Raw genomic sequence first — 18,472 nt, forward strand, 5'->3', positions numbered from 1 at the left:
TAGATATAGATTAGCAGGGGGAGAAACAAGATGGAAATACTAAAAAACACTTTACAGTGCATCGAACCATTGAATAAGGAAGCTACTAAGAATGCATGGAATAGACTTGATAGTTTAACAAAACCTATTGGAAGTTTAGGTGAAATAGAAAACATTATAGCGAAGATGGCAGGAATTACTGGAAAGATACATAATAAAATAAATAAAAAAAATGTGGTTATCATGTGCAGTGATAATGGAGTTGTAGATGAGGGAGTTTCTAATTGCCCTAAAAGTGTAACAGCAACAGTTACTAATAATTTCACAAAGAAAATTACAGGAGTATATGTTTTATCAAAATTTGCTGGAAGTGATATTACAGTTGTTGATGTAGGAGTTGATGTGGACTTTAGCAATTCTAAGATTATAAATAAAAAAATTGCATATGGAACCATGAACATGATGAAGGGTCCTGCAATGACTAGAGAACAAACAATTAAAGCTATAGAAGTTGGGATTGAAACGGTTGATGATTTAGTAGGTAAGGGTTATGACTTGTTTGGAACTGGGGAAATGGGTGTAGGAAACACAGCCACAAGTGCAGCTATTTTAAGCGTTTTTTCTGGATTAGAAGTAGATATGACAGTAGGCAAAGGATCTGGGATTACAGAGGAGCAATACATTCATAAAAAGACAGTAATTAAAAAATCTATTGAAATTAACATGCCCGATAAAAATGATGTTATTGATGTGCTTTCAAAAGTTGGTGGATTTGATATTGCAGCATTATGTGGTTGTTTTTTGTCGGCTGCGAAAAATAGAGTGCCTATAGTTATTGATGGCTTTATATCCTCAGCAGCTGCTCTGTGTGCTTATAAATTAAACCCACTAGTAATAGGGTATATATTCGCATCTCACTTATCTGCGGAACCTGGAGCGGCCTTTATAATGAATGAGATGGGATTAAAACCTATGTTGAACTTGAATATGAGATTAGGGGAAGGGTCGGGTTGTCCTCTTGCTTTTAATATAATTGAGGCGGCTCTGTTTACAATGGATAATATGGGAACATTTGAAGAGGCGAAGCTTGACAGTAACAAGTATATTGATATAAGGGAGAATACCATAGGGTAGAAATTAGGTGTATAAAATTATGAATATATATTTGTTAAGGCATGGACAGACGGAAGAAAATAGAAAAGGTTCTTATTATGGTAACATGGATATAAGCTTAAATGCAAAAGGCATAAGTCAAGGCATTAAAGCGAGAGACTTCTTTAATGACATAAAATTAGATAGAGTATATGTTAGTAATAAAAGAAGAACATTAGAAATGGCAAAGCTAGCCTTAGGACTAGAGAAAATTGAAGTTATACAAGATGATAGAATAAATGAAACTAATTTTGGAGATTTTGAAGGAAGGACCTACGATGAAATCTTGAAGCTCTATCCCAAAGAAAGTATGTGTTGGAAAGAGAATTGGAAAGAGTTTGTACCACCTAATGGAGAAAGTTATATTAAGCTATGTGAAAGAGTTAAGAGCTTCATGGGAGATATAAAAAGGTTAGAAAATGAGAATATTTTAATATGTGCTCACTCGGGAGTTATAAGAGCTATATATTGTTATATTATGGATCAAAACATAGATTTGTTTTGGAAATTTGGTTGTAAGAATGGTGATATAAGTATTATAAAATATGAATATGGTAATTTATATATTGATGCAATTATACATAACTAGAAAATTAAGTTGACATTTAAAAACATATTAAAGGTCGTAGTGATTATTAGTATTAGGAAAGAGGTGAGATTTGCAAGGATTATCTTTGCAAATAAATAAGATGAGAGAATATTTAAATGATTTTTTACTGTTTTTTCAGTTTTTTACACGTATACCTATAAACAAAAGTTTAAAATGTGATAAAGAAAACTTTAGACGAGGATCTGTTTTTTTTCCTGTGGTAGGATTATTTATAGGTATTGTTCAGTGGATAATCTATTATATGTTAATAAAAGTGTTACCAGTTAATATTACGGCAGTATTTGTAGTTATTATACCAATAATTATTACTGGAGGGTTACATGTGGATGGGTTAGGCGATACATGTGATGGTTTCTTTTCATTAAAAGGTGATAAATATAAAATAATAGAAGTTATGAAGGACAGCACAGTGGGTACTTATGCTACTATTGCTATAGTGTTCGATATGTTAGCAAGATATGCAGCAGTGAACACTATCATACAAATTAATCTACCACTTATATTAATTGCCACACCAATAATTGCAAGATTTACTGTGGTTTTTATATCTTTTATAGGGAAAAATGCCAAAGAAACAGGTTCGGGCAACATATTTATTGGTAATATTGATGTCAAAAGGTTAGTAATATCAGGTATTATAACTATAATATTTGGCACTTTATTAATAGGACTAAATAAAAGTATTATATTGATAGTTTCAGGACTACTTTTAAGTTTCCTGATAAATAAGTTTTGTGAGAGTAAAATTACGGGACTTACAGGAGATAGTTTGGGTGCTAATAATGAATTAGTTGAAATACTAGTTATGATGTTATTTATAGCAATGAACTAAAACTAAGTGGGACGGTTAACAATTAGTTGGTTTTTAAAAAGGTACAAGGTTTTTATTGAAATTGTACCTTTTTATTATTGATGCAAGTATTAATTGCGTATGCTTATACGCTGTTAGTCTCTACAATAATAAATAGTATATCTTATGTGCTTGTCCAATGTATATAAATTAAGAATACTTGTGAATTACTTTATAAATTTTCATTTTTAATAACAAATAGTAAACCAATCTCATTAAGCGTATGATTTAATAAAATCACCAATAATGTTTTCGTATTTTTCATTCGATCCAATTAAATCTATGCCAATAGTGCTTAATTTAGATACTCTAGCTTGAGTTATATTTCCAAGGGTGCTAGATATATCACTTGATTTAAAATTACATAGGCTTCTCATTAAAACAACAGCTAAAGCTTTTGCATGCACAAACTTTCTACTATATTTTATATAAAGGTGAATTTTTGATATATCCATTCTTGATGCTATAAATTCTATTATATCTTTTGGGTTAAAGTTGCGCACAAGTATCTTTCTATCATTATTATATTCAGCTTTTTCATCTTCAAATTCAATTTCTTGTTTCAATTTTTCTTCGTTACATCTGAAAACAAGGTTATAGTAATTTTTACGTGCATTTTTAAGGGTGTTGCCAAAAAAACTTATAATAAATGAATAATCAACTAATTTAAAGAAATCACGTCTTTTTCCTAAAAATATTGCTAGACTAGAAAAAGCATATTTTTCAGGGCAATTTTTATATTCAACTATAGTTGTAGGATTATTGTGCATATAGAGAGATAGGGTTTTCAAGTATCTATCGTTATTAACTATTTTACTTTTAAATCTATCCTTAAAAAGATGTCCTTCTCTTTTATATTTTTTATTAAAGTACATTGCATAAGAAAAATTTATTCCATGCATCACTTTTGATATATCCGCGCCATTAGCATCAACTATTAAATGTACATGGTTATTCATAAGGCAGTACCCATAAAGTTTAAAATTATAAAGAGTTTTATACTTCTTTATAAGTGTCAAATATCTTTTTTTATCGCCATCATCCTTGAATAAAGTTACCTCGCTGATACTTTTACACATAACATGAAATATAGAACTATCTGTTTTTACTCTCGCCATTCTTGGCATAGAAATCACCTATCCTCATAAACTTTTCTTTGAATTATTGCCTATGTGGTTGAATGTTATTCTTAAGTTAATATTTTATTTAATTGTTAACCGTCCCTAAGATTGACTGGGAAGATTGTAGTTTAGTATAAACTCTTGATATTGACAGTGGGGCATAAATATAATAAACTAATAACAAATAGAATACAATAGAATTTTAGGTGCCTAGTAATAGGTGAAAAGGGAATGCGGTTTGAATCCGTAGCAGCCCCCGCTACTGTAATTGAGAAATCAAAAGCCAGGAGACCTGCCTAAATGATGTTAACAAGCTTTCGGAGGGAAAGAACTTTTTAATGCAGTTAATATAATTATGAATTAATTAAAAAGTAGTCGCTATCTTAAGTGTGCTATTTTTTTGTTTTTTGAAAAAGATTATTATAGAAAGAATTAAATTTAAAAAATATTTAGTAAGGTGGAAAAGAGAAATGAAGAAAGCAATTTTAGTTGTAAGTTTTGGAACAACATACGAAGATGCAAGAAAAGTAACTATAGATATAATTGAGGAAAAAATAAAACGTACATTTATAGATTATGATATAAGAAGAGCATTTACTTCACATGTTATTCTTAAAGTTCTTAAAAACAGGGATAATATTTATATAGATACGCCAGAGGAAGCTTTGGAAAAATTAAAAAATGAAGGTTACGATGAAGTAATTGTACAGCCTTTGCATGTTATTCCAGGAGTGGAATTTGATTATGTAAATAATGTAGTTAATAAATATAAAGAATGTAATGCATTTGAAAGCATTGTGGTAGGAAGACCTCTTATATGTTTTAAGGGGGAAGAGGCGGGAGTACCAGATGACTACACAATAATGGTTGACGTTTTATCAAAACAATTACCAAAAGATGACACAGTAATATTAATGGGTCATGGTACAAACCATATTGCAAATGCAGTGTATTGTTGCTTTGAAAGTGTTTTAAGGGATAGAGGGTTTAATAATGTGCATGTAGCAACGGTTGAAGGGTACCCAACTTTAGATAGAGTGATACCTAATGTAATGGCTGAGCAGACCAGAGAAGTTACCTTGATGCCATTACTACTCGTAGCAGGAGATCATGTAAAGAATGACATGGTGGGAGAATCAGAACATTCATGCAAGAATATTTTAGAAGCAGAAGGATTTAAAGTTAAATTATACTTGCATGGATTAGGAGAAAATAGTGACGTTCAAGATATTTATATACAGCATATTAATGATGTCATCAATGAAACGTTTGACAATGTAGGAAAAACACCTAAGGGCATTTAAAATAGAGAAAATTGCAATTAGGGAGCTTTTAACAGTAGAAAGGAAGGTATTCAATGGTACATGGTGGAGATGTTTATACTAATGGATTGCTTGAGGGACGAGAATTAATAGATTATAGCTCTAATATAAATCCATTAGGAGTTCCTAAAAGCTTTATTGATAATATTGGTGAAGCACTAGATGCCTTAACAAGATATCCAGATATTCAATATAGAAATGTGTTAAAAGGCTTAGGGGAATACATTGGTTGCCCTCAGGAATATTTTGTTTTAGGTAATGGGGCGGCAGAAATAATCGACTTAGTTATAGCTTGTCATAAAAGTTTGCTAATTGTTGTGCCATCCTTTGTAGAGTACGAAATTGATGCTAAAAAGTGGAATTGTAGTATAGAGTATTCTTATTTAAAAGAAAATATTAATGATGACATGTTATTAAAAAATAGATATGCGCAGCTCTCATACGATTATGATGATATACTAAATAAATTAAAAAATGTACAAGGTATAGTTTTAGGTAATCCTAATAATCCTAATGGCAATATAATAGATAAGCCAGAGTTTCAAAAGATTCTTGAGTACTGTGAGAGGAATGATAAAACAATAATAATAGATGAAGCATTTATAGAATTTACAGGTGGCAAGCAGCACAGTTTTGAAAGCTTGGTGAAAGACTACAAATGTTTATTTATAATAAGAGCTTTAACTAAATTTTTTGCAATGCCCGGCATAAGGTTTGGATATGGAATAAGTAGTAATACTTATTTAATAAAATTAGTTAAAGGAAAACAAAATCCTTGGAACATAAACTCTTTTGCAGAAGTTGCTGCTCGCTACGTTTTAAAGGATGAATTATATATAAGAAAAAGCAAAGAGTGGATAAGAGATGAAAGAGCCAGTTTTCTAAAAGCATTAAATAATATAACATTTATAGATAAAGTATTTTTAACCTATGGGAATTATGTATTATGCAAATTAAAGGGGATAAATTCCGATGAATGCTATAAACTATGTTTTGCTCAAGGTTTTGTTATAAGAAAAGCAGACAATTTTAGAGGACTTGATAAACAATATATAAGGCTTGCTATTAAGGATAAAGATAGAAATAAAAAATTGATAGCAGTTTTTAAGAAACTCAGAATTGAAAATGAGTGAATATATGATAAAAGCTTGGGGACAGTTAACAACTAATTGAACTTTAGAGTGCAGTCCACAAAGGGATGTGAATGTAGATGAGGAGTATAGTTATAGCTTCAAATTCCAGTGGTGGTGGGAAAACAACTGTAACACTTGGGATTATGAAAGCATTGAAAAATAGAGGATATGAGGTGCAGGGGTATAAAGTAGGACCCGATTATATAGACCCAGCTTTTCATACAAAGATAACTGGTAAAGATTCACGTAATTTAGATTTGTATCTTATGGGAGAAGATGGAATTAAGGCTAGCTTTTCTAGAGGAAATGGCGACATTGCAGTAGTTGAAGGCGTAATGGGATTATATGATGGAAAGGGTATAGACACAGAATATTCTACGTATCATGTGTCAAAAGTTTTAGACCTGCCTATTATACTTGTACTGTCTCCAAAGGCACAAGTGGCAACACTTTGTGCAGAAATTAATGGAATGGTTAATTTTAAGGATGCTAATATAAAGGGAATAATACTAAACAACATAACAGAAAATTATTATAAACTACTAAAAGCTGCCATTAAAGCAAATTGTAATTTGGCGGTTTTAGGTTTTCTCCCTAAAGATGAAAGTTTAAGTTTAAAAAGTAGGCATTTAGGTTTAATTCAAAGTAGTGAAATAGAGAATTTAGAGGAAAAAATTGATATTTGTGCTGGATTATTAGAAAAACATTTGGATATAGATTTATTATTAAAGCAATTTAAGGAAAGTGGAAAATACGTAGATGAATTTCATGTGGAGAACAAAGGGAAAAGAATAGCTGTAGCTTATGATAGGGCCTTTAGTTTTTATTATAAAGAAAATTTAGAAATCCTAAAGGAAATAGGAGAAGTTATATACTTTAGTCCAATTGTCGATAAAGAGTTACCAAGTAATATTGATTTTCTTTATCTAGGTGGAGGGTACCCTGAGGTATTTAAAAAAGAGTTATCTGAAAATACATCAATGCTTAAAAGTATAAAAAAGGCTCTAGATAACGGACTGCACTGTTATGCTGAATGTGGGGGATTAATGTATCTTACACAAGGCGAAAAACTTCAAGGAGAAGAACAAATATCGCATAATACCGTGGGATTTTATAGTGGGTATTATACTTTAACAAAAAAACTTCAGAATTTTGGATATGCACAAATTAAAGTAGAAATAGAGAATGATGTTATGCCAAAAAATATGAGGATAAATTGTCATGAGTTTCACAAATCATTTGTTAATTTAACTGAAGAAAAGATATGTAAGCTTTCTAAAGAGGTTTATGATGGAAGTCAGAAAAATTGGTTATGCGGATATGTTAAGAAAAATACTATAGCGGTATATGGACATGTGCACTTTTTTGGGAATTTACAATGGGTTAAGGAAATTTTAAATCAGTGAATTAGTTGTTAACCGTCCCCACTTATTGGTGGTAACTTATTTATCTTAATAGAAAAGGAGATTAAAATATGGAATATATAAAAATTCCTATGGATATAGAAAAGAGAAGCTTTGAAATTATTGGAGAAGAAATGGGAGAACATAAATTTTCAGGTAGTGAGTTATCAATAATTAAAAGAGTAATACATACTACTGCTGATTTTGATTATAAAAACATAGTTTATATACGGGATGGAGCAATAGACGAGGCTGTAGAGTTACTTAAAAAAGGAGTGACTATATATACTGATACAAAAATGGCACTTGCAGGTATAAATAAAAAAGCTCTTAAAGATTTAAATTGCAAAGCATTATGTTATGTTAGTGATGAAAAGGTGGCGGAGATAGCAAAAGCGCGCCAAATAACACGGTCTATGGCAGCAGTGGAGAAGGCAGTAGAGGATGGAGTTGAGTTCTTCATATTTGGTAATGCACCTACAGCTTTATTTAGATTAAAGGAGCTAATCCATGAGGGAAAATGCAATGCCAAATTTATAGTGGCAGCACCTATAGGTTTTGTTGGAGCGGCGGATTCTAAAAAAGAAATTGAGAAACTAGATCTTCCAATGATAACAGTCAGGGGAAGAAAAGGTGGAAGTACAGTGGCTGCATCTATTTTAAACGCGTTAATGTATATGATAGTAGATAGAAATTAGTAAGTCACAAAAACTTTGTTTTTAAATTAAATTATTATAATAGTAAATATAAATGAGGTGAGGAGATAGCAGATGGATAATATAATAATTTATGTATTGCTACTTTATATGTTTCTACTTACAAGTAAGATTGATTCATTGCAAAAACATATAACTCGTATGAACTCAAATTTAATTAAGGTTGCTAAACAGGTTGGAGTACCACAAGAGCCTTTAGACGATGAATTAAGAAACCTTATTAATGAAGGAAAAAAAATTCAGGCAATAAAAGAAGTAAGAAAGGCTACTGGACTTGGATTAAAGGAAGCCAAAGATTATGTTGATAACCTACAATAAATAACAACCTTAACAGGGGGTATATAATGATGCTTGATTTATATGTTAATTTTAATGGTAAAAAACTGAGATGTGGATATACAACTGGTTCTTGCGCTGCAGGTGCTGCAAAAGCGGCTACTAAAATTTTGTTTTATAATACTGAAATAAATGAGATAAGGATAGACACACCAAAGGGTATAGAATTGTTGCTCCCAATAGATAAGGTAGTAAGAGGAGAAAACTTTGTTGAATGCTGCATTATAAAAGATGGTGGAGATGATCCTGATGCAACTACAGGCATGGAAATTTGGTCAAGGGCTGAAAAATTAGAATCAGGATATACCTTAAAAGGTGGAAAAGGCGTTGGAATAGTTAGCGGAGAAGGATTGTACGTACCTAAAGGGGAATGGGCAATAAACCCAGTACCTAGAAAAATGATTGAAAAAGAGGTGAAAGAGGTGCTCCCAAAAGATGATGGGGTTGCAATAACTGTGTTTGTACCCAAGGGGGAAGAAGTAGCTAAGAAAACATTTAATCCAAGACTGGGCATTGAGGGTGGTATATCAATACTAGGAACTACAGGCATTGTAACACCAATGTCACAAGAGGCACTTACAGAATCTATTAATATAGAAATATCTCAAAAAAGAGCGGAGGGACATAAAAATCTCACCTTGGTTTTTGGTAATATGGGAGAAGGCATGGCTGAAAAGGTAGGACTTAAAACTGACAACATAGTAATGGTTTCAAACTATATAGGTTTTGCTCTAAATAGCTGCATGGAAAAACATGTAGAGAAGATTCTGCTTATAGGGCATATAGGAAAAGTGTGCAAAATAGCAGCAGGATGTTTTCAAACTCACAGCAGAGTATGTGATGTGAGGCTTGAAGTAATAGCTCTAGAACTAGCTTTAATAGGAGCACCTACTGATATTGTTACTAAGGTTTATAAGGAGAAAACTACTGAGGGAGCAATAAATCTATTAGGCGAAGATTACAAAGAAATATATGAAAACATTGCAAATAAAGTAAAAGAAAGATTATTCCAGTATACTTATGAAACAATTCCAGCAGAAGTTATTATGTTTTCTATGAATAAGGGAATTCTTTGTGACACCAGAGAAAAAGGGTAGGGACGGTTAATAACTAATGAACTAATAGACAAACAATTAGTGGGGACAGTTAACTACTAATAGATAAATAATCAAATAGTGAAAGGTAGCAGAGTATATGGTTTATATAGTAGGAATTGGGCCTGGCAATCCTCAATACATTATTCCTTTAGCGATAGAACGTATTGAAAAAGTTGATGTAATAGTTGGATTCCAAAGAGCAGTAAGGAGCATACCTAAAACTAATGTCCCTAAGATAATAGTGACAACATTAAAGGAAGTTATGGATTATATAACAGCAAACATAGATAAAGATGTTGCCATAATAGCATCAGGTGATCCATGTTTTTACGGCATAACAAACTACATAAAGAGTAATTTTAATGGTGACATAGAAATAATACCTGGTATAAGCTCTTTTCAATATTTAATGTGTAAGCTTCAAAAACCATGGCAAAATGCTTACTTAGGTAGCATGCATGGGAGACAAGAAGAATTTATAGAAATAGTACGTGAACATGAGATATCCGTGTGGCTTACAGATAAAAGTAATTCACCGCAAACTTTATGTAGAAAACTCTATGATAATAATATTAAAGCTACGATATATGTGGGTGAAGAATTATCATACGCGGATGAAAGAATAATAAAGGCAACAGTTGAAGAAATTAAGGATAAAGTTTTTGATGATCTTAGTGTCGTTGTTATAGAAAACATAGAAAATATAAATTAAGTAAGGCACATAAAATAAACTAGCAGAGTGAATTTCATTTAGCTAATTGTGCCTAATTAGATATGGAGGATTAACCATGGCAAAATTATATGGTGTAGGGGTAGGACCTGGGGATAAAGAACTACTCACAATAAAGGCAATAAAAACTATTGGAAAATGTGATGTAATAGTAGTACCAAGTGCTATGCATGGTGGAAAAAGCATAGCTCATGAAATAGCAGAAGAATATATCAGCAAGGATTCCGAAGTGTTAATTAAGCATTTCCCTATGGGTGGAGCAGAGCAGGAATCTAAAATTTATGAAGCATTCAAAGCTATTGAAGAAAAATTAAAAGCTGGGAAAGATGTGGCGTTCTTAACTATAGGAGACCCGTTTGTATACAGCACATATATATATCTTTTAAATTATATAAAGGAAAGCGGATACGAAGTTGAGACGATTCCAGGAATAACCTCATTTTGTGCTTGTGCCAGCATTGCCAATGAATATTTAGTAATAGGCAACGAACCGCTTTTAATACTTCCAGCAACTAGGCTTGATACTATAAAAGATGAAAAATTCTTAGTAATTATGAAGGTTTATAAAATTGAAGAAGAAGTCTTAAATTGCCTTGAAGCAAAGGGGTATAGCTATGTATATGTTAAAAGAGCAGGCAGAGAAGGCCAAGAAGTTCTAAGGTGTCGCGAAGATATATTAAAAAATAAAGAATATATGAGTTTAATAATAGCAAGGAAAGAATAAACTGGACTAAAAAGCGGGGACAGTTAACAACTAACTTAACAATACTTAATAAAGGATAGGTGAATTTAATGGTTTATTTTATAGGTGCAGGACCAGGTGATGTGGATTTAATAACAGTTAAGGGAAGAAATATATTATCTAGTACGGATATAGTTATATATGCGGGATCACTTGTAAGTGCTGAGCATATAAGCTTTTGCAAAGAAGATGTAGTAGTTCACAATTCAGCTTCAATGACTCTCGAGGAAGTTATAGAGGTTATGAGAAAAGCACATAGTGAGAATAAAAATGTAGTAAGATTACATACCGGTGACCCAGCTATATATGGAGCTATAAAAGAGCAGATGGATGAATTAGATAAATTAAATATAGATTATGCAATAGTGCCAGGAGTAAGCTCCTTCTCAGCAGCAGCAGCTGTTATAAAAAAAGAATTTACTCTCCCAAGTGTAACTCAAACTTTAATATTAACAAGGGTCGAGGGCAGAACCCCTGTACCAGAAACTGAGGATCTAGAAAAGCTTGCGTCAGTTGGGGCATCTATGGCCATTTTCTTATCTATAAGTATGATAGATAAGGTAGTTGCAAAACTTAAAGCAGGTTACGGGAGAAATGTACCAATAGCTGTAATTGAAAGAGCTACTTGGCCAGATGAAAGAGCTATTATTGGAACTTTAGATGATATAGCGGAGAAGGTAAAAGAGGCTAAAATAACAAAATGTGCTCAAATTCTTGTAGGTGATTTTATAGATTGTGAATATGAAAAGAGCCTTTTATATGATAAGACCTTTACACATATGTTTCGAGAAGGAAAAAATAGATAGTGAAGGAGATGTTAAATTGGGAAAATTATATGTAATAGGAATAGGTCCAGGTGGACCTTCTCATATGACAATAAGAGCTATGGAGGCCATAAAAGAAAGTGATATGGTTGTGGGCTATAATAAATATATAGATATGATAAAACCCTTATTACAAGATAAAGAAATATTTTCAACAGGCATGAAGGGTGAAGAAGAAAGGTGTAAAAAGGCACTAGAGCTTAGTCATGACAAGATAGTTAGCGTAGTGAGTACTGGTGATTCTGGGATTTACGGAATGGCAGGTTTAATTCTTCAGCTTAGGATAGATGAGGAAGTTGAAGTTATTCCAGGAGTTACAGCATCGTCTGCTGCGGCATCTGTCCTTGGAGCACCATTAATGCATGATAACTGTAACATAAGTTTAAGTGACTTAATGACCCCATATGAATTGATTCAAAATAGAGTAAATCTAGCCGCAGAAGGTGATTTTGTTATATCATTATACAATCCTAAAAGTAAGGGTAGACCTCACTATTTAAGAGAATGCATAAATATAATAAAAACACATAGAGATGGAACTACTCCAATAGCTGTAGTTAAAAATGCGCTTCGCGATGGACAAGAGGTAAGTATATCTACATTAGATACCTTTGACGAGGACATAGTTGATATGTTATCGATTGTTATAATTGGTAACAGCCAAAGCTACGTAAAAGATGGTAAGTTTATAACACCAAGAGGTTACAAAGTTTAAAAAACAGGGGAAGATGGAGGGACGGTTAAATAACAAATAGACTTTTACCGTATCAATAAACAAAGTAAAGTAAGGGAAAGTTATTAACCGTCCCAGATATTAGTCATCATAAACATCACTTAGTTGTTAACCGTCCCCACTATTTTCTCACAATTTAAGGTAGGTAGGAGTGAATAAAGATGATAGGTTTAATTGTAGGTACATCAGAAGGGAAAAATATTCTCTCAGGACTAAATGAGTTTACAGAGGACATTCTTGTCTCAACAGCTACTGCTTATGGAGCAGAGCTTTTAAGAGATTATAAATATAAAGTGTTTAATGATAAGCCATTAGATTTAGGGGGGCTTATGCAAGTAATAAAGCACCATGATATAAAGATACTAATTGATGCATCCCACCCTTATGCTTTAGAAATTACTGAAAATGCAATTGAAGCATGCAAAGTCTATGGAGTACAATATGTTAGATATGAAAGGCCCTCTATTACAGAAAATTTTAAGGATAATAAAAACGTTATTGTGGTGGAAGATTATGATAGTCTATATCCGTATCTTTCAAAAGTGGAAGGATGTATTTTAAACACTACGGGTAGCAGGAATATAGAAAAGATTATAGGCTTTAAATTAAAAAATAGAGTAATACATAGAGTTTTACCTTCCATTAAGGTTTTAGAAGACATTTTGGAATTAGGAGTAAGAGTTGATGATATAGTTGCTATGAAAGGCCCTGTAGGTTACGAATTAAATTGCGGTTTTATTAAAGAATACAAGGCTAAGGCAATAATTATGAAGGATAGTGGAATTCAAGGTGGAACTTACGATAAAATAAAAGCGGCGGTAGATAACAATATACCTGCATTTATAATAGGAAGAAAAGATATGGAGTATTCAAATGTGTTTTATAGTGAATTAGAAATTGTGAAATTTATTTCAGGTTTAATGTAGCTTCAACTTTGACTCAGTGGGATTATGAAGATTAGTTGACTAGTTAAAGTATTATTATAATATATTATTTATAGTTATTAACTCTCCCGGCATATTTGCCCGCGCTAATTCCGCATATTTGTGCATAGGTGTATACATTTATAAATATTGGACAAATTAATATATATGGGTGTTTATGTATCAGTATTGATACACATAAATTATAGTGATATAATAATAATTATTATATAATTAGGAGGGGTTAACTTGAACAAAATAGCGTTGATTACAGATACTACGAGTGATTTAAGAAGTGACGCAATAGAAAAATACAATATAAATGTATTACCCTTTAGGATTATCTATTCTGATAGAGAGTATTTGGATAATATAGATATTACACCGCAGGAAGTTTATAATAACATGAAAAAAGAAGTACCTACTTCATCATTGCCGTCAATGAAGGATATGGAAGAATTATTTTTAAAATTAGAAGAAGAGGGATACACTCATGCTATAGCAATAACTTTATCCACTGGGTTATCTGGTATATTTAATGCTATGAAACTTATAAGTGAAAACCACCCAGGGATCACTACACATATATGTGATTCAAAGTCTATAGCACTTGGTGAAGGATTAATAGTAACAGAATGTGGAAAGTTAATTAAAGAAGGAAAAAGTTTTGAAGAGGTAGTTAAAGCTATTCCGTCTATTAAGAGTAGAATCCATTTATATTTTGTTGTAGGTACTTTAGAATATTTAAAAAAGGGCGGAAGAATAGGTAAAGTTGCAGGAACTATTGCCGAGCTTTTAAATATTAAACCTATAATTTCGTTTGATGACGATGGTAAGTATACTACATGCGAAAAGGTAAGAGGCAGGAAGCAATCTCTTAATAAACTTGTAGAACTTACGAATAATATTTTAAATAAAAAGAAATGTAAAGTTTATGTAGTGCACGGTGATGCCCTAGAGGAGTCAAAAAAAGTAATGGAAAAAATAAGCGACAATCCAAACGCTATTTCAGTAGAATTTGGAGGATGTATAAGTCCTGTATCAGGAGTTCATAGTGGACCAGGTCTAGTGGGAATGGTTTGCATAGAGGAACCATAAGTAAAAATGTCTGATATATTAAACAAAAAAAGTGAGATAGACATTAGGGCTCAGGAAAAAAAATTGTACTTAGAATACAAGAAAAAACTTTCGCAACTTCGAAAAGTTAAAAAAGAAAAAGAAGCAGTGGGGCAAGTATTTACAAAAGGGTTATTACCTTTATACGTGCTATATATTCTAAGTTTAGGAGAAACTAATGGGAATGATATATCTCATAAAATAGGCGAACGAACGAATGGTCTTTGGAATCCTAGTACAGGCGGGATATATCCTCTTTTAAAAAGGTTAGAAAAGGAACAAATGGTTGTTGGAGAGTGGAATAATTCTAAAAAAGCACAAAAAATTTATAAAATTACACAAGAAGGTAGACGACAATTAGAGCATAAAAAATATTTATTACAAGATAAAATAGAAGAAGCTCTACAAGTATTTAAAATTGTTTATGGTGATTTATATAATTAAAGTATATAAAATAAGTAGCTGCAAGTGAATTCACTTGCAGCTACTTATAAATTTACTAGCTTAAAGCTTAAGTTTTAAGTCTCCTTCCCTTATCCAACCTTTTTTTCTCATAATTTCTGAAAAAATCAAAGTTAGAACTGCAGGAGCTATAAAGTGTAAAAGCAATATTTTCATAACTATAATTGAGGTAGGAGCGCTTCCCTGCATAGCTGCAAGAGTTCCAAACTGACCTACGAAACCGCTAGTTCCCATGCCAGCACCTATAGAATTATTCTTCATAAAGAATACTGAAGTAGATAGAGGACCTAAAATTGCTCCAGCGAGTGTTGGAGGTATCCAGACTTGAGGACGTCTTAGGACGTTAGGTAACTGTAGCTTGGAGGTACCTAGTCCTTGTGATACTAAACCACCTACTTTATTTTCTCTATAACTAGAAACAGCAAAACCTATCATCTGGGCGCTGCAACCAACTGTCGCAGCACCAGCTGCAAGTCCAGACATGTTTAAAGAAATTGCTATAGCAGCACTACTAATTGGAGAAGTAAGTGTTAGGCCCATTAAGGTTGCCACAGCGATACCCATAGGAATAGGCATAAGGGTAGTAGCAGAATTTATTACTGCTCCTAAATTTGTCATAAAGGCTGAAATATAAGGACCGACAAATTTACCTGCTATACTACCAGCAACAATAGTAACAATAGGAACTATAAGAATATCAAGTTTTGTTTTTCCGGCAACCAAGTTACCAAGCTCTGCACCTATTACAGCAGCAATAAAAGCCCCTACTGGGCCTCCACCCATATACATATATCCAAATGCACCAGTTGCAGCCGATGAAAACATAGTAAGAGGGGTAACCTTTAAGCCCCAAGCTACAGCCACGCCAATAGCAGAACCTATTACAGGGGATTTAGATGAAATAATTGTTGTAAACTCTTTAAGGAAGTTTAATCCAGGAATTTTAGATGATTGACTGAGTATAAGTCCAATGATTAATGAAGCAAACAGACCTAATGCCATGGCACTTAAAGCGTCTACAAAATCTCGCTTAAAGACTTTTTTAACAATAGTTTTGAACTTTTCCATGTGTTCTCCTCCTAATAAATATATACTTTATTATGCTCAATAATTGTTATTTAATTCTTTCTGATATGTATATACCAATGTATATACATAGAGGTTGACAACATTATAACATCTTATTATAAACACATCAATAAGAAAAATAAAAATAAATAACTAGTGAAATATGTTAGCAAAATGACTGATTATTCCTGCCCAAATACACGAAAAGGTATAAAAAAAGATAAAGTGCTAGGAAAGCTTCCCAGCACTTTATGACTTATTGTATAATTTCTTAAACATTTAAACTACATAGGTATAACTAATTATTATCAAAATCTAAGTAAGAACTGCCATCAAGAGGAATTAAAGCTTGAAGACCTGGCCGATCATTCGCTAGACCTACAGCATAAACTGTATAAAAACGTTGAGGTTTTAGTCTAATATTAGGAACATATAATGCAATAGTCGTTGTTCCTGTTGGTCTAACTTCTAAAGTATAGGTACCAGCAGGAACTTCTATATAATCTGTAAATTGTTTGTACTTAATATTTCTGAATAAAATTTTGCCGTCTGGTAATGCAATATCAACAGCACCAGCATTAGGTGATAAATGAGCAAATTTAATATAAACCTTATCACTAGGGTTTATAATTCTAGGCTCAAGAACAAGTAATAAGTCAATGTTAGGCAATATTCCTATAGCTGCAACAGTATAAATTTTTTCAGGTGGAACAAATATATTTTTATCAAGTACAGGTGAGGTTTTAGTACCTGCTGCATATAATTTTACATTGTAATCACCAGTAACAACCTCTATATAATCTGTAAAAGCACCATAGGTAAGATTCCTGAATTTTAACATGTCATTAATATACACGTCAACCGCTGGGGATTTAGGTGAAGAATGAAGAACTCTAAAATACGAAGTCATTGGGCTTACTCTATATAGAGAATAAGGATTATTAATAGTTTCTGGACAATAGAACATAAAAGGCTCCCTTCTAACATATTTCTACTATATTAATATATGAAGAAATATGTCAGAAGGTTACTAAAATTATGCTTTATGAAAATGATATATTATAAACCTATGAATACATTACAGTCTAAATCATAATAATAATAATGATTAATATTGTTATCTAAAACATATCCTTCTTATTTAAAAAATAAATGACAAAGATTACAAGAAGTACAATGAATGCGACGACATACCAAAATCCTAAAGCACTATTCGGTATTCCAGATACATTCATACCAAATAGCCCAGAAACCATATTAGGTATAGCCATAACTATGGTAATAGCAGCAAGAAATTTCATTACTATATTAAGTTTATTTGATATAACAGAAGCGTAAGCATCCATAGTTCCATTTAAAATGTTAGTATAAATAGTACACATTTCTATGGCCTGTCTATTTTCAATAATGACATCTTCTAATACGTCTTTATCGTCATCATACATTTCAAGAAGGTCTAGTTTAAGCATTTTCTCTAAGGTAATTTCATTTCCTTTTAAGGAAGTAGAAAAATAAACAAGAGATTTTTCCAGTGCCAATAATTGAATAAGTTCTTTGTTTCTTAAGGTTTTATGTAGTTGTTTTTCTACTATGTAGCTTTTTTTATCAATCTGTCTTAAGTATATTAGATAATAGTTTGCAATTCTATATAAAATTTGTAGCATGAACCTTGATCGCTTAAAGGTAAAGAATGAGTTTATTTTCCCTTCAGCAAAGTCTGATAATACTTTACTGTTTTTTAAACAAACTGTAATTATTACTTTATCAGTATGAATCATAGCTATAGGGTAAGTGTCATAGGTTAAAGAATTATCATCCATATCTGTAAAGGGAATGTCTAGAATAATTAATGTACAATCTTCTATGTCAATACGGGAAGTTTCTTCTTCATCCAAAGCAGCCCTTAGAAAATCCATAGGTGCAGTAGTGTTTTTAGAAACGAATACTAATTCTTCATCAGACGGATCTATTAAGTTAATCCAACAACCCGGTTCTATATTCTCCAGCCTTGTTAACTGTTTGTTTTCTGCACTGCTATATATTGAAAGCATTACAACACCTCCTTGTGTAATTTCCTTTATATTATAGTCCATTGAAGGCGATATATACAAGTTATAATAAATTAAATAATTTTTAATATTTGCTATTATAGTAG

20 protein-coding genes and 1 riboswitch are annotated in these 18,472 nt (G+C 32.0%); of the genes, 16 read left to right on the top strand and 4 right to left on the bottom strand.

Annotated features, from left to right (window positions below; translation table 11 throughout):
• The first annotated feature begins 30 nt into the window (after positions 1–30).
• The 3 genes from cobT to cobS all read left to right on the top strand — a co-directional run bounded on the left by cobT (position 31) and on the right by cobS (position 2,573).
• Positions 31–1,113 (top strand): nicotinate-nucleotide--dimethylbenzimidazole phosphoribosyltransferase, encoded by a 1,083-nt coding sequence (gene cobT / locus LGK95_RS05500; RefSeq protein ID WP_226123031.1) that lies wholly within the window; start codon positions 31–33, stop codon positions 1,111–1,113.
• A 19-nt stretch (positions 1,114–1,132) separates the two neighbouring features.
• Positions 1,133–1,720: an alpha-ribazole phosphatase gene (cobC, locus tag LGK95_RS05505; RefSeq protein WP_226123033.1), complete on the top strand. Its 588-nt coding sequence runs from the start codon at positions 1,133–1,135 to the stop codon at positions 1,718–1,720.
• Between the two features lie 100 nt (positions 1,721–1,820).
• Positions 1,821–2,573 (top strand): adenosylcobinamide-GDP ribazoletransferase, encoded by a 753-nt coding sequence (gene cobS, locus LGK95_RS05510; protein ID WP_319001904.1) that lies wholly within the window; start codon positions 1,821–1,823, stop codon positions 2,571–2,573.
• 233 nt (positions 2,574–2,806) lie between these two features.
• On the opposite strand, the gene LGK95_RS05515 is transcribed toward cobS, so the two are convergent.
• Positions 2,807–3,718 carry a transposase gene (locus LGK95_RS05515; RefSeq protein WP_226123041.1) on the bottom strand — a complete coding sequence of 304 codons (912 nt, stop codon included), beginning with the start codon at positions 3,716–3,718 and terminating at the stop codon, positions 2,807–2,809.
• 181 nt (positions 3,719–3,899) lie between these two features.
• A riboswitch (cobalamin riboswitch) is annotated at positions 3,900–4,026 on the top strand.
• Between the two features lie 156 nt (positions 4,027–4,182).
• Between LGK95_RS05515 and LGK95_RS05520 the strand changes: the two genes are divergently transcribed.
• From LGK95_RS05520 to LGK95_RS05580, 13 genes are all read left to right on the top strand, one after another.
• Positions 4,183–5,016 (top strand): sirohydrochlorin cobaltochelatase, encoded by an 834-nt coding sequence (locus tag LGK95_RS05520; protein WP_226123043.1) that lies wholly within the window; start codon positions 4,183–4,185, stop codon positions 5,014–5,016.
• Positions 5,017–5,069: 53 nt separating this feature from the next.
• Entirely contained in the window at positions 5,070–6,167 is a 1,098-nt protein-coding gene (locus LGK95_RS05525; RefSeq protein WP_226123045.1) for a pyridoxal phosphate-dependent aminotransferase, read from the top strand.
• A 77-nt stretch (positions 6,168–6,244) separates the two neighbouring features.
• Positions 6,245–7,573: a cobyrinate a,c-diamide synthase gene (locus tag LGK95_RS05530; RefSeq protein ID WP_226123050.1), complete on the top strand. Its 1,329-nt coding sequence runs from the start codon at positions 6,245–6,247 to the stop codon at positions 7,571–7,573.
• Between the two features lie 68 nt (positions 7,574–7,641).
• On the top strand, positions 7,642–8,268 hold the full coding sequence (locus LGK95_RS05535; protein ID WP_226123052.1) for a precorrin-8X methylmutase: 627 nt from the start codon (positions 7,642–7,644) through the stop codon (positions 8,266–8,268).
• A 72-nt stretch (positions 8,269–8,340) separates the two neighbouring features.
• Positions 8,341–8,604 (top strand): ribosomal protein L7/L12, encoded by a 264-nt coding sequence (locus tag LGK95_RS05540; protein ID WP_226123054.1) that lies wholly within the window; start codon positions 8,341–8,343, stop codon positions 8,602–8,604.
• 29 nt (positions 8,605–8,633) lie between these two features.
• Positions 8,634–9,719, top strand: coding sequence for a cobalt-precorrin-5B (C(1))-methyltransferase CbiD (gene cbiD, locus LGK95_RS05545; RefSeq protein ID WP_226123242.1), 1,086 nt, complete (start codon positions 8,634–8,636; stop codon positions 9,717–9,719).
• 97 nt (positions 9,720–9,816) lie between these two features.
• A complete protein-coding gene (cbiE, locus tag LGK95_RS05550) occupies positions 9,817–10,431 on the top strand; it encodes a precorrin-6y C5,15-methyltransferase (decarboxylating) subunit CbiE (RefSeq protein WP_226123056.1) in 615 nt (204 codons plus the stop codon).
• A gap of 76 nt (positions 10,432–10,507) precedes the next feature.
• Complete coding sequence (locus tag LGK95_RS05555) at positions 10,508–11,173, top strand: cobalt-factor II C(20)-methyltransferase (protein WP_226123058.1); 666 nt, start codon at positions 10,508–10,510, stop codon at positions 11,171–11,173.
• Between the two features lie 68 nt (positions 11,174–11,241).
• Positions 11,242–11,997 (top strand): precorrin-4 C(11)-methyltransferase, encoded by a 756-nt coding sequence (gene cobM, locus LGK95_RS05560; protein WP_264174481.1) that lies wholly within the window; start codon positions 11,242–11,244, stop codon positions 11,995–11,997.
• A 16-nt stretch (positions 11,998–12,013) separates the two neighbouring features.
• Positions 12,014–12,730: a precorrin-3B C(17)-methyltransferase gene (gene cobJ, locus LGK95_RS05565; RefSeq protein WP_226123064.1), complete on the top strand. Its 717-nt coding sequence runs from the start codon at positions 12,014–12,016 to the stop codon at positions 12,728–12,730.
• Positions 12,731–12,909: 179 nt separating this feature from the next.
• Entirely contained in the window at positions 12,910–13,674 is a 765-nt protein-coding gene (locus tag LGK95_RS05570; protein ID WP_226123065.1) for a cobalt-precorrin-6A reductase, read from the top strand.
• A gap of 246 nt (positions 13,675–13,920) precedes the next feature.
• Entirely contained in the window at positions 13,921–14,769 is an 849-nt protein-coding gene (locus LGK95_RS05575; protein WP_226123067.1) for a DegV family protein, read from the top strand.
• A gap of 6 nt (positions 14,770–14,775) precedes the next feature.
• Positions 14,776–15,231 (top strand): PadR family transcriptional regulator, encoded by a 456-nt coding sequence (locus LGK95_RS05580; RefSeq protein WP_226123070.1) that lies wholly within the window; start codon positions 14,776–14,778, stop codon positions 15,229–15,231.
• Positions 15,232–15,291: 60 nt separating this feature from the next.
• On the opposite strand, the gene LGK95_RS05585 is transcribed toward LGK95_RS05580, so the two are convergent.
• The 3 genes from LGK95_RS05585 to LGK95_RS05595 form a co-directional block, all read right to left on the bottom strand.
• Positions 15,292–16,317 carry a PTS transporter subunit IIC gene (locus tag LGK95_RS05585; RefSeq protein WP_226123072.1) on the bottom strand — a complete coding sequence of 342 codons (1,026 nt, stop codon included), beginning with the start codon at positions 16,315–16,317 and terminating at the stop codon, positions 15,292–15,294.
• 298 nt (positions 16,318–16,615) lie between these two features.
• Positions 16,616–17,284, bottom strand: a complete 669-nt coding sequence (locus tag LGK95_RS05590; protein WP_226123074.1) for a DUF4397 domain-containing protein — start codon at positions 17,282–17,284, stop codon at positions 16,616–16,618.
• Positions 17,285–17,438: 154 nt separating this feature from the next.
• Positions 17,439–18,368 carry a magnesium transporter CorA family protein gene (locus tag LGK95_RS05595; RefSeq protein ID WP_226123076.1) on the bottom strand — a complete coding sequence of 310 codons (930 nt, stop codon included), beginning with the start codon at positions 18,366–18,368 and terminating at the stop codon, positions 17,439–17,441.
• Positions 18,369–18,472: the final 104 nt, after the last annotated feature.

Origin of the sequence: Clostridium algoriphilum, from assembly GCF_020443705.1 — a bacterium.
GTDB classification, from domain to species: domain Bacteria; phylum Bacillota; class Clostridia; order Clostridiales; family Clostridiaceae; genus Clostridium_AD; species Clostridium_AD algoriphilum.